The sequence below is a fragment of the Pseudomonas baltica genome (genome assembly GCF_031880315.1).
GTDB lineage: Bacteria > Pseudomonadota > Gammaproteobacteria > Pseudomonadales > Pseudomonadaceae > Aquipseudomonas.
The window spans coordinates 1,184,728-1,197,496 of sequence record NZ_CP134771.1 but is presented as its reverse complement, the minus strand read 5'-3'; the positions used below and the strand labels follow the sequence as shown (position 1 = coordinate 1,197,496).

Genomic DNA, 12,769 nt, shown 5'->3' with positions numbered 1-12,769 from the left:
AATAAATATCCGCCGAACAGCATTTGGGTGTGTCATTTCATTGCATGGCCTCAGAGCATCGGCCAGGCATCGGCCACCAGAAACAGCCGTTCAGCTTCAAGATAATCGCCGTCGTCACCCTCGACCATCCGCACCACCAACTGCGCTCTGGCCAGCGGTTCCAGGCCAAGGCGCCACTCATCGAAGCGTGCCCTGTTCCAGCATTCCTCCACCCCGCAACGCGCCGGCCCCAGCCAGGCTTCTCGCGCCAGCGGCTGCCAGTGTCCGGCGGGGCGGCTGGCCACAAAGGCATCCCAGCCCCGCCGGTGCAGCCAGTGGCCGCGCAGATGCTCGGGATCGGCCCCCAACGGCGCGGCGCATTGCGCCCCCCAGGGATAAAACAGATACCCCGCCAGCCACAGATGCGACTCGCACTCGCCAATCCCCAGCGCTGCCAAGGCCGCCACACTCTGTGGCCGTGCCGACATGGGCAACTGATGCTGACTCAGATGGCCGAGCTTCAAGCCCAGACGATCCTGGCACCCTGGCCCCAGCCATTCCAGCGCCTGGCGGCCATCGCCTGCGGTCGGCCCCAGATACAGCTTCACCGCCAGTTCCAGATGATGCACGCCGTCTCGGTCGCGCAGTACCATGTCGAGCTCGCCCAGAGTATGCCCGCCGTCACGAATGGGCAGATTGGCCGCCAGCAGTTCCACCCCCGGTGCGTGGGTCAGGACAAATTGCCACAGGCGCTCGTAATAGACCCCCAGCCGCCGCGTATTGCCATAAGTCAGCCACTGCAACAATGGCGCCGGATCGCGGTCAAGATCTTCCAGCCAGTGCTGCAATCGAGCGGCGGTCCACTCGCTGGCCGTCAGCGGATGACGTTGGCGCCAAGGCGCTACACTGAGCAGCGGCGGGGCGAAAAGCGCCCAGGCAAGGTCGCGCACCTGAGGCTGGCGCAGGTGCTGGGGCAGGGCTGTCAAGGAGGGGAACGGGTTCATGCTGCGAGCATAGCGGTTTGCGCGCTGGCTGAAAGGATTTTGTCCTGTGATTGCTTTGCGCCATAATCGGCCCCACCTACAGTGGACTGCGCTCGGTGTCGTGCCGGCGCGCGTTATCGATTTGAAGTGGCATGCCGTTCGTGCCTGCGGGAGCCCCATGGAGCAGTTTCGTAATATCGGCATTATCGGTCGCCTCGGCAGCTCGCAGGTGATCGACACTGTTCGCCGGCTGAAAAGGTTCCTGCTGGAACGCCAACTGCACGTGATCCTCGAAGACACCATCGCCGAGGCGCTGCCCGGCCACGGCCTGCAAACGTCCACGCGCAAGATGCTCGGCGAGGTCTGTGACCTGGTCATCGTGGTCGGCGGTGACGGCAGCCTGCTGGGCGCCGCGCGGGCACTGGCCAAGCACAACACCCCAGTGCTGGGCATCAATCGCGGCAGCCTGGGCTTTTTGACCGATATCCGCCCCGACGAACTCGAGATCAAGGTCGCCGAGGTGCTGGACGGCCACTATCTGGTGGAAAACCGCTTCCTGCTGCAAGCCGAAGTACGCCGTCATGGTGAGTCCACGGGGCAGGGCGACGCCCTCAACGACGTGGTGCTGCACCCTGGCAAGTCGACGCGCATGATCGAGTTCGAGATCTACATCGATGGCCAGTTCGTCTGCAGCCAGAAGGCCGATGGCCTGATCGTCGCTACGCCGACCGGCTCCACGGCCTACGCGCTGTCGGCCGGCGGACCGATCATGCACCCCAAGCTCGATGCCATCGTCATCGTGCCGATGTACCCGCATACCTTGTCCGGCCGGCCCATCGTGGTCGACGGCAACAGCGAGCTGAAAATCGTCGTGTCCAAGGACATGACCATTTATCCCCAGGTGTCCTGCGACGGCCAGAACCACTTTACCTGCGCCCCCGGTGACACCATCACCGTCAGCAAGAAATCGCAGAAACTGCGCCTGATCCATCCACTGGACCATAACTACTATGAAGTCTGCCGTACCAAGCTGGGGTGGGGCAGTCGGCTCGGTGGTGGAGGCGATTGATGCTTGATCCCGCGCGAAGTTACGATTTGATCGGCGACGTGCATGGCTGCGCCCACACCCTCGAGCATCTGCTCGATACCCTCGGTTATCGCCTGACCCAGGGCGTCTGGCGGCATCCGTCGCGCCAGGCGCTGTTCCTGGGCGACATCATCGACCGCGGCCCGCGTATCCGCGAGGCCTTGCACATCGTTCATGGCATGGTCGAGGCCGGGCAGGCGCATTGCATCATGGGCAACCATGAGTTCAATGCGCTTGGCTGGGTGACCCCGGCCGATCCGCACAGTGGCAAGACCTTCGTGCGCGAACACACCCCGCGGCATCTGCGCCTGATCGGCGAAACCCTGCGCCAGCTCGAGGACTACCCCGGTGACTGGCAGGATTTTCTCGGCTGGTTCTACACGATGCCGCTGTTCCTCGATGTCGGTCGCTTCCGTGCGGTGCATGCCTGCTGGGATGGTGGGGTGATCGAGCAACTGCGCAAGGACTACCCCGACGGTTGCATCGATCAATCCTTGATCCAGGCTTCGTCGATTCGCGACAGCTTCGCCGCCAACGCGTTCGACCGCCTGCTGCGTGGCACCGACATGCGCTTGCCCGGCGGCTTGACCCTGACCGGCGGCGACGGCCTGACGCGCTCGTTCTTCCGTACCAAGTTCTGGGAAGACGATCCACAAACCTATGGAGACATCGTGTTCCAACCCGACGCCCTGCCTGAACAGGTGGCTCTCACCCCGCTGAGCTCCAGCGACAAGAGCGCGCTGCTGCGCTATGGCGTCGATGAGCCGCTGTTATTCGTCGGCCATTACTGGCGCAGCGGCCAACCGGCGCCGATCCGCCCCAACCTGGCGTGCCTGGACTACAGCGCCGTGCTGTACGGCAAGCTGGTGGCCTACCGGCTGGATCAGGAAACCACCCTCGACCCGCGCAAGTTCGTGTGGGTCGACGTGCAGCGCCCGGAGCTCACGCCATGAGCCCGGTCGCCGTATTACGCGTGCCGTTGGCAGACGACTTGAGCGGTTTCGTCGGCCTGCTGCGCAAGCTGCAGGTGCCCCATCGCGTCAGTGAGGAGGGTGGTCAGCAAGTGCTCTGGGCCGTCAACGAAGGCATGGCCGAAGATATTCGCCAGCTGTACGGGCGATTCCCGGATGGCAATGCCGACGTCGATATTCCGCTGACCCTCGAACACAGCAGCCGCCCCGGCCTTGCTCAGCAACTACGCGGCAGCCTGATGACGGCGGCGATCTTGCTGTTGTGCGTGATCGTCGGCGCGATCAGCCTGCTGGGCGATCACCTGGAGCCGCTGCACTGGCTGACCTTCCAGGATTTCGCCTTGCGCGGCGATTACGTCTACTTCAAGCCGTTGGCCGAGAGTCTGCAGCAAGGTCAGGTGTGGCGGCTGTTCACGCCGATGCTGATCCACTTCGGCATCCTCCACCTGGCCATGAACGGGTTGTGGTACTGGGAGCTAGGGCGGCGTATCGAGCTGCGTCAGGGCCGCTGGTACTTGCTGGGCCTGACCCTGCTGTTCAGCGGCGTCTCCAATGTCATCCAGTATCTGTTCAGCGGGCCGAGCCTGTTTGGTGGTCTGTCCGGCGTGCTGTATGGCCTGCTCGGGCACATCTGGCTGTTCCAGTGGCTGGCGCCGACGCCGGCCTATCGCATGCCGCGCGGTGTGCTGGTGATGATGCTGATCTGGCTGCTGCTGTGCCTGTCCGGGCTGGTCAGCCTGCTGGGCTTCGGTGACATCGCCAACGGTGCCCACGTGGGCGGGTTGTTGGTCGGTTGTTGCAGCGGGCTCTTGGGCGGTTGGCTTGCACGCCGTAAACTAGGCACATCCTTGAGGAGCATTGAATGACTTCGTTTGCACACATGATCGAAAACATCACCCCCGAGATCTACGAGAGCCTCAAGCTGGCCGTCGAAATCGGCAAGTGGTCTGACGGCCGCAAGCTCACCACAGAGCAGAAAGAACTGTCGTTGCAGGCCGTCATCGCCTGGGAAATGAACAACCTGCCCGAAGACCAGCGCACCGGTTACATGGGCCCGCAGGAATGCAGCTCCAAGTCGGCGCCGGTCGCCAACATCCTGTTCAAGTCGGACGCTATCCATTGACCGATCTACCTTTGCAAGAGCTGGGGCGCGGTGTCGTCAACAAGATGGCCACCGAGCTGCAGGACGCCGCCGTGCAGTACCAGTTTCGCCTCGGCGAGCTGCGTATTCCGGTCAACCCGCTGATCGGCAGGACCGTGCGCCTCGAATACCTGGGCGCCATCCATTGCGTGAACTGCGGGCGCAAGACCAAGACCAGCTTCAGCCAGGGCTATTGCTACCCGTGCATGACCAAGCTGGCGTCCTGTGACGTGTGCATCATGGCTCCGGAAAAATGCCATTACGACGCAGGCACCTGCCGCGAGCCGAGCTGGGGCGAGCAATTTTGCATGACCGACCACGTGGTGTACCTGGCCAATTCGTCGGGCATCAAGGTCGGCATCACCCGCGCCAGCCAGCTGCCGACTCGCTGGCTCGACCAGGGCGCCAGCCAGGCGCTGCCGATCATGCGCGTGGCGACCCGTCAGCAATCCGGGCTGGTCGAAGACCTGTTCCGTTCCCAGGTGGCCGACCGCACCAACTGGCGTGCGCTGCTCAAGGGCGAAGCCCAGGCCGTGGACCTGGTCGCCGTGCGCGATCAGTTGTTCGACAGCTGCGCCGCCGGTATTCATATGCTTCAGGCGCGTTTCGGCTTGCAGGCGATCCAGCCGCTGTTGGACGTCGAGCCACTGGAAATCCGCTACCCGGTCAGCGAGTATCCGACCAAAGTCGTCAGCTTCAACCTGGACAAGACCCCGATCGTCGAAGGCACCCTGATGGGTATCAAGGGCCAATACCTGATCTTCGACACCGGCGTGATCAATATTCGCAAATACACGGCGTATCAACTCGCCGTGCACCAGTAAAAGGATGCAGGCCATGCGTACCGAACAGCCGAAAATGATCTACCTCAAGGATTATCAGGCGCCTGAGTACCTGATCGACGAGACGCACCTGACCTTCGAACTGCATGACGACCACACCCTGGTCCATGCGCAGCTGGTCATGCGTCGCAACCCGGCACGCGGCGCAGGCCTGCCACCGTTGGTGCTCGACGGACAGTTGCTCGAGCTGCTGAGCGTCAAGCTCGACGACGCCGAGCTGACCGCCAGCGACTACACCCAGAGCCCAGACAGCCTGACTTTGCAGCCTGGGGCCGAGCGCTTCACGGTCGACACCAGCGTGCGTATCCACCCCGAGACCAACACCGCGCTCGAAGGCCTGTACAAGTCCAGCGGCATGTTCTGCACCCAGTGCGAGGCCGAGGGCTTTCGCAAGATCACCTACTACCTCGACCGCCCGGACGTGATGAGCAAGTTCACCACCACCCTGAGCGCCGACAAGAACGCTTACCCGGTGCTGCTCTCCAACGGCAACCCGATCGCCAGCGGCCCGGACGACGACGGCCGCCACTGGGCGACCTGGGAAGACCCGTTCATGAAGCCCGCGTACCTGTTCGCGCTGGTGGCCGGTGACCTGTGGTGCGTCGAAGACACCTTCAAGACCCAGTCCGAGCGCGACGTGACCCTGCGCATCTATGTCGAACCAGAGAACATCGACAAGTGCCAGCACGCTATGACCAGCCTGAAAAAATCGATGCGCTGGGACGAACAAGCCTACGGCCGCGAGTACGACCTGGACATCTTCATGATCGTCGCGGTCAACGACTTCAACATGGGCGCGATGGAGAACAAGGGCCTCAACATCTTCAACTCCAGCGCCGTGCTGGCCCGCGCCGAAACCGCCACCGATGCCGCGCACCAGCGGGTCGAGGCCATCGTCGCCCACGAATACTTTCATAACTGGTCGGGCAACCGCGTGACCTGCCGCGACTGGTTCCAGCTGTCGCTCAAGGAGGGCTTCACGGTCTATCGCGATTCGGGCTTTTCTGCCGACATGAACTCGGCCACGGTCAAGCGCATTCAGGACGTCGCCTATCTGCGCACCCACCAGTTCGCCGAAGACGCCGGCCCCATGGCGCATGCCGTGCGCCCGGACAGCTTTATCGAAATCTCCAACTTCTACACCCTGACCGTCTACGAGAAGGGTTCGGAAGTCGTCGGGATGATCCACACCTTGTTGGGCGCCGAGGGCTTTCGCAAGGGCAGTGACCTGTACTTCGATCGCCACGACGGCCAGGCCGTGACCTGCGATGATTTCATCAAGGCCATGGAAGATGCCAACGGCGTCGACCTGACCCAGTTCAAGCGCTGGTACAGCCAGGCCGGCACGCCGCGTCTGGCCGTCAGCGAGCACTATGACGCCGCCGCGCAGACCTACAGCCTGACTTTCCGCCAGAGCTGCCCGGCCACTCCGGACAAGGTCGAAAAACTGCCGTTCGTGATTCCCGTGGCCCTCGGCCTGCTGGACGCCAGCGGCGCCGAAATCGCCCTGCAACTGAGCGGCGAAGCGCAGGCGGCGGGCACCACTCGCGTGCTGTCGGTGACCGAGGCCGAGCAGACCTTCACTTTCGTCGGCATCAAGGCCAAGCCGTTGCCGTCCCTGCTGCGCGGCTTCAGTGCGCCGGTCAAGCTCAGCTTCCCCTACGACCGCGACCAGTTGATGTTCCTCATGCAGCACGACAGCGACGGCTTCAACCGTTGGGACGCTGGCCAGCAATTGTCGGTGCAGGTGCTGCAGGACCTGATCGGCCAGTACCAGAGCGGTGCACCGCTGGTGCTCGATCCGCGCCTGATTACGGCCCTGGGCACTGTGCTCGACAACGAAGAGCTGGACGCGGCCATGGTCTCCGAAATGCTCTCGTTGCCGGGTGAGGCCTACCTTGCCGAGATCAGTGAAGTGGCGGACGTCGATGCCATTCATGCCGCTCGCGAGTTCGCCCGCCTGCAATTGGCCGAGCAGCTGCACGACAAATTGTGGCGCCGTTATCAGGCCAACCGCGAGGTATCCAAGGCCACCCCGTACGTGGCCGAAGCCGAGCACTTCTCGCGCCGCGCATTGCAGAACATCGCCCTGTCGTACCTGATGCTGACCACCCAGCCGCAGGTGCTGGCCGCCGCGCTGGAGCAGTTCGATGCCGCCGATAACATGACCGAGCGCCTCACCGCGCTGGCCGTGCTGGTCAATTCGCCGTATAGCGCGGAGAAGGCCAAGGCGCTGGAAAGTTTCGCCGAGCACTTCAAGGACAATCCGCTGGTCATGGATCAGTGGTTCAGCGTGCAGGCGGCAAGCACCTTGCCGGGTGGTTTGGCACGAGTGCAGGCACTGATGGAGCACCCGGCGTTCAACTTCAAGAACCCCAACAAGGTGCGCGCGGTGATTGGTGCCTTTGCCGGGCAGAACCTGATCAACTTCCATGCAGCGGATGGTTCGGGTTATCGCTTCCTGGCGGATATCGTCATTCGCCTGAACGCCCTCAACCCGCAGATCGCTTCGCGGCAACTGGCGCCGCTGACGCGCTGGAGGAAGTACGACAGCAAGCGCCAGGCGCTGATGAAGGGCGAGCTGGAGCGGATTCTGGCGTCCGGCGAGTTGTCGAGCGATGTGTATGAAGTGGTGAGCAAGAGTTTGGCTTGACCCTGTAGTGAGGGGGCAAGCCTCCTCTGCACAGTGATCGCGCACACCGTGATTTTTTGTAGCACCCGCCGGCCTTATTGGCGCCGAATGCGCACCCTTGCTCCCACAGATGTATGACTCCAGTCCAGTCGACTCTGTGGGACCAAGGGTGCGCGTTCGGCGGCGAAGAGGCCGGTCCTGCATCAATAATCCATAGACCTCCCTGTTCCCCAGGACCGCATGTGATCAAGACCATCCTGCGCATCGGGTCGCTACTGGCGGCCCTTGCTCCATCTTGGGTCCACGCGTCCCAGGCCCCCTTGCTGCAACTCGACGTCGCCCACGCCGGCAACCGCCTCGTCAGTGTCGGCGACCGCGGCAGCGTGCTGTATTCCGATGACCAGGGCCGCCGGTGGCAACCCTCACCGGCAGTCCCCAGCCAGCAATTGCTGACTGCGCTGTACTTCGTCGATGCCGACCACGGCTGGGCGGTCGGACATGACGCGCAGATCCTCGCCACCCAGGACGGCGGCGTCCATTGGACCTTGCAGTTCGAAGACCGCAACCGCCAGGCGCCGCTGCTGGATGTCTGGTTCCAGGATCGCGAGCACGGCTTTGCCGTCGGTGCCTACGGCGCGTTGCTGGGTACCGAGGATGGCGGTGCCCATTGGCAAGACCACAGCGACACCCTCGACAACCCCGAACAACTGCACCTCAACGCCATCGCCGCTGCCAAAGGCGGCGCGCTGTTCATTGTCGGTGAAGCCGGCAGTCTGTTCCGCTCCACCGATCAAGGCCGCGTCTGGCAGCGCTTGCCCCTCGACTATCAAGGCTCGCTGTTCGGTGTACTGGCGACGACCCAAGTCAACACACTGCTGATCTACGGTCTACGCGGTCACGTCTATCGGTCTACCGATAATGGCGACCATTGGCAGGTCGTCATGCTACCTGGCGACCAGCCATCATTGAGCGGCGGCAGCCTGCAGGCGGATGGCTCGCTGGTGCTGGTGGGCGATGCCGGCAGCGTGCTGCGCAGCACCGACGACGGCCGCACGTTCAGCCTGATGCAGCGCCCGGATCGCCTGGCGCTGTCCGGCGTCACCGGCACGGCCGACGGTGCGCTGATACTGGTCGGGCAGGACGGCGTCTTGCGGGCATCGGCCACCGGCGCCGTGGAAGCGGTGCAACCGTGAGCGCCGCTGCGGGCGTTAATGGCAGCTGGCTGGAGCGCCTGATCTTCAGCCGCCGGCCCTGGGTCATCGCCCTGTGCGCGCTGATCAGCGTGTTGCTGTTCTGGCAGGCGGCGCAGATTCGTCCCGGCACCGGCTTCGAAAAAATGATCCCCCAGCAGCATCCGTTCATTCAGAACATGCTGGCCCACCGCAGTGACCTCGGCGAGCTGGGCAACAGCGTGCGTATCTCCGTGGCTGCGGAGCAGGGCGATATCTTCGATCCCGCCTACCTTGAGACCCTGCGCCAGCTCAACGACGAACTGTTCTACCTGCCCGGCGTCGACCGCACCGGCCTGAAATCGTTGTGGAGCCCCAGCGTGCGCTGGAACGAGGTCACTGAAGAAGGCTTTGCTGGCGGCCAGGTGATCCCCCAGGACTACGACGGGTCGCCCGCCAGTCTCGACCAACTGCGCACCAACGTGCTGCGGTCCGGTCAGGTCGGGCGGCTGGTAGCCAACGATTTTCGTTCGAGTATCGTCGAGGTGCCGCTGCTCGAATCCTACCCCGATCCACAGCAGCCAGGGCGCCTGCTCTCGCTTGATTACCAGGCGTTCTCGCACCAGCTTGAAACCCGCATTCGCGCGCATTTCGAGACGCAGAACCCGCGCATCAAGGTGCATATCGTCGGCTTCGCCAAGAAGGTCGGCGACCTGATCGATGGCCTGTCGGTGGTCGCGATGTTCTTCGCCATCGCACTGTTCATCACCTTGTTGCTGCTCTACGGCTTCACCCGCTGCCTACGCAGCACCCTGGCGGTCCTGGCGACCACGCTGGTGGCGGTGGGCTGGCAACTGGGGCTGATGCACCTGGCCGGCTTTGCCCTCGACCCGTATTCGATGCTGGTGCCGTTTCTGATCTTCGCCATCGGCATTTCCCACGGCGTGCAAAAGATCAACGGCATCGCCCTGCATTTCAGCGACGCCGCCGATCCACTCACAGCCGCGCGGCGCACCTTTCGCCAGCTGTTCGTGCCGGGCATGGTGGCGATCCTGGCCGACGCCGTAGGCTTCATCACCCTGCTGGTGATCGACATCGGCGTGATCCGCGAACTGGCCATTGGCGCCGCGATCGGCGTCGCGGTGATCGTGTTCACCAACCTGATCCTGTTGCCGGTGGCGATTTCCTACACCGGCATCAGCCGCCGCGCCGTGCAGCGCAGTCGCCTGGATGTCGGGCGCGAACAGCCGTTCTGGCGCTGGCTGGCTCGGTGCGCGAGCCCCCGCGTCGCGCCATGGTCTTTGTGCGTGGCGTTGCTGTTGCTGATCGGCGGCCTCTGGTACGGCCAGCGCCTGCAAGTCGGCGATCTCGACCCCGGTGCGCCGGAACTGCGAGCCGACTCGCGCTACAACCGCGACAACCAGTTCATCCTCGACCACTACGCCACCCGCTCCGACGTGCTGGTGGTGATGGTCAAGACCGCGCCGGAACACTGCGCCAGCTACGCCACGCTCACCGCTATCGACGACCTGATGTGGACCCTCGGCCAAGTGCCCGGCGTGCAGTCGACCCTGTCGCTGGCGACCGTCGCCAAACAGGCGATCAAGGGCATGAACGAGGGCAGCCTCAAGTGGCAGACCCTGTCGCGCAACCCCCAGGTGCTCAACAGCGCCGTGGCCCGCGCCGACGGCCTCTACAACGGCGACTGCTCGCTGGCGCCGGTGCTGGTGTTTCTCGACGACCATAAAGCGCAGACCCTCGCGCAAGTGGTCGACAGCGTCGATATTTTTGCCTCCCAGCATGACCACCCCGACCTGAAATTCCTGCTGGCCGCCGGCAACGCCGGGATCGAGGCCGCTACCAACGAAGTGATCGGCTCGTCCGAGAACCTGGTGTTGGGGCTGGTCTACCTGTGCGTCGCATTGATGTGTCTGGCGATGTTCCGCTCGCTCGCAGCCACGCTATGCATCGTTGTCCCGCTGGTGCTGACGTCCATTCTCGGCAACGCGCTGATGGCGTTCATGGGCATCGGCATCAAGGTCGCGACCTTGCCCGTGGTCGCGCTGGGGGTGGGTATTGGCGTGGATTACGGGATCTATATCTACAGCCGCTTGAAGCATTTTCTCGAGGCGGGATTGCCGTTGCAGGAAGCCTATTACCAGACCCTGAAATCGACGGGCAGGGCGGTGCTGTTCACCGGTTTATGCCTGGCGACGGGGGTGGCGACCTGGATGTTTTCGGCGATCAAGTTTCAAGCGGATATGGGGTTGATGCTGGTGTTCATGTTGCTGTGGAACATGGTGGGGGCGTTGTGGTTGTTGCCGGCGTTGGTGCGGTATTGGGTCGTCCGTCGATAGCAAGTGCCAGTGGGTTACAATTGCGCACTTTCAAACAGACCAGACGCCCCCCCCATGACCGACACCCTCATCACCGCACTGCAATCCACCGACATGCTCCTCATCGACAACCTCCACGCCTTCGACTTCACCCTCGACGCCAGCGGGTTGCGCGTTGAATGCATGGACGGCAGGGACCTCAAGCGCTGGACGTTCACGCCAGCACAAATCGCCGCCGCGGCCATGAATATTGATTTACAAGCATGGTGTATCAGTGACGACACGGGTGCGCATCAGCTAGTCTGCGTGCAGGCCTTCGGTGGCCAAGATGAAGAACACGCCGAGCAAGAATAATGCAGTGTCTTGGAGTTCCGGCCTGATCCTCACCCAACATGGATGACTATCAGGAAATGCATACATGCTACAAATTCTGGGACCTTTAGTGGTGGCTTCAAGCATGCTGATAATGGCAACCAATGCGTCTGCACAAAGTTATGAACTGCTGGTCGGGACTTACACCCAAGGCACCAGCAAAGGCATCTACCGCTATCGCTTCGACAGTACTCGCGGTGAAATCAGCGCCAAACCCGAGCAGTTGGTGGTGGTCGCCAACCCTTCATGGCTGACCCTGTCGGCCGACCAGCGACACCTCTATGCGGTCAACGAGAATGGACCTGGGCAGGCCGACACTGTCGGCAAGGTCACCAGCTTCTCGATCAACCCGCAGACCCACATCATCGATCAACTCAATGAAGTCGAAACCCAGGGCGACGAGCCCACCCATGCCAGCCTGAGCAAGGATGGGAGCTTGCTGTTCGTGGCCAACTATGCGGTGCACCCCGAGCCTGGAGGCAGCGCGGTGGCGATGGGGGTCGCGCCAGACGGCAGCCTGTTGCCTGTGGTGCAGCAGGAGCGGCATCCCGCCAGCCATGTCGATGCCGAACGCCAGGCCGGCTCCCACGTGCACAGCGTGGTCTCGGCGCCGAACGGGCGTTATGTGTATGTCAGCGATCTGGGTGCGGACAAGGTGTTCATCTATCGCCTCGACGCGGGCAACAAGCAATGGCCGTTGGGGCCTGCCACGCCCAGCGTGGTCGAGTTGCCGCCGGGTAGCGGGCCACGCCATCTGGTATTCGACGCAAAGACCAAGTACGCCTACCTGACGCTGGAAATGACCGCCCAGGTGGCCAAGTTCGACTACCGTTCCGGCGGCCTGGACCTGGGCAAGATCACTGACCTGGACCGCCAGGGCGGGCCGAAGGGCGCAGCGGGCGCGCTGCATCTGTCTGCCGATGGGCGTTTCCTGTACGTCAGCAACCGCGGTGCGGTCAATGAATTGGTGGTGTTTGCGGTGAATCCCGAGACCGGTGATTTGCGCGAGATCCAGCGGCGCAGCGTCGATGGCGATCACCCGCGCGAATTCGGCATCGATCCGAGCGGGCACTTCATGCTGATCGCCAATCAGAAGAGCAACGCCATCGTGGTGGTGCAGCGCGATGTGAAGACCGGCCTGCTGGGCAAGACCGTGCAAACGTTTGCCATTGATTCGCCGTCCGACGTGAAGTTTCTCACCCAGTAACCCGTGGCGCCGAGAGCGATTATCAATGGCAGTGATAATCGCTACTTCTG

Annotated in this window: 11 protein-coding genes; 10 read left to right on the top strand and 1 reads right to left on the bottom strand. The window is 63.0% G+C overall.

All coding sequences use genetic code 11. The features are described 5' to 3' along the window. Positions 1-50 precede the first annotated feature (50 nt). On the bottom strand, positions 51-983 hold the full coding sequence (locus REH34_RS05365) for a DUF1853 family protein (RefSeq protein ID WP_311971003.1): 933 nt from the start codon (positions 981-983) through the stop codon (positions 51-53). 157 nt (positions 984-1,140) lie between these two features. On the opposite strand from REH34_RS05365, the gene REH34_RS05360 reads away from it, so the two are divergent. From REH34_RS05360 to REH34_RS05315, 10 genes are all read left to right on the top strand, one after another. After that, positions 1,141-2,031: an NAD(+) kinase gene (locus REH34_RS05360; protein WP_226506665.1), complete on the top strand. Its 891-nt coding sequence runs from the start codon at positions 1,141-1,143 to the stop codon at positions 2,029-2,031. Further along, the gene (locus REH34_RS05355) at positions 2,031-3,002 is read left to right on the top strand and encodes a metallophosphoesterase (protein WP_311971002.1); all 972 of its coding nucleotides are present in this window, start codon (positions 2,031-2,033) and stop codon (positions 3,000-3,002) included. Before REH34_RS05360 ends, REH34_RS05355 begins: the two co-directional genes overlap by 1 nt. Further along, entirely contained in the window at positions 2,999-3,886 is an 888-nt protein-coding gene (locus REH34_RS05350) for a rhomboid family intramembrane serine protease (protein ID WP_311971001.1), read from the top strand. The genes REH34_RS05355 and REH34_RS05350 overlap by 4 nt, the downstream gene beginning before the upstream one ends. Then, positions 3,883-4,143, top strand: coding sequence for a YeaC family protein (locus REH34_RS05345; RefSeq protein WP_226506662.1), 261 nt, complete (start codon positions 3,883-3,885; stop codon positions 4,141-4,143). Before REH34_RS05350 ends, REH34_RS05345 begins: the two co-directional genes overlap by 4 nt. An 11-nt stretch (positions 4,144-4,154) precedes the next feature. Next, positions 4,155-4,985: a DUF2797 domain-containing protein gene (locus tag REH34_RS05340; protein ID WP_311972049.1), complete on the top strand. Its 831-nt coding sequence runs from the start codon at positions 4,155-4,157 to the stop codon at positions 4,983-4,985. A 13-nt stretch (positions 4,986-4,998) separates the two neighbouring features. Continuing rightward, entirely contained in the window at positions 4,999-7,656 is a 2,658-nt protein-coding gene (gene pepN / locus REH34_RS05335; protein ID WP_311971000.1) for an aminopeptidase N, read from the top strand. A 224-nt stretch (positions 7,657-7,880) separates the two neighbouring features. Then, positions 7,881-8,828 (top strand): WD40/YVTN/BNR-like repeat-containing protein, encoded by a 948-nt coding sequence (locus REH34_RS05330; protein WP_409373312.1) that lies wholly within the window; start codon positions 7,881-7,883, stop codon positions 8,826-8,828. Continuing rightward, complete coding sequence (locus tag REH34_RS05325; protein WP_311970999.1) at positions 8,825-11,161, top strand: MMPL family transporter; 2,337 nt, start codon at positions 8,825-8,827, stop codon at positions 11,159-11,161. The genes REH34_RS05330 and REH34_RS05325 overlap by 4 nt, the downstream gene beginning before the upstream one ends. 54 nt (positions 11,162-11,215) lie before the next feature. Then, positions 11,216-11,494, top strand: a complete 279-nt coding sequence (locus REH34_RS05320; protein WP_311970998.1) for a DUF5629 family protein — start codon at positions 11,216-11,218, stop codon at positions 11,492-11,494. A 103-nt stretch (positions 11,495-11,597) separates the two neighbouring features. Further along, on the top strand, positions 11,598-12,719 hold the full coding sequence (locus REH34_RS05315; RefSeq protein WP_311970997.1) for a lactonase family protein: 1,122 nt from the start codon (positions 11,598-11,600) through the stop codon (positions 12,717-12,719). Positions 12,720-12,769 lie beyond the last annotated feature (50 nt).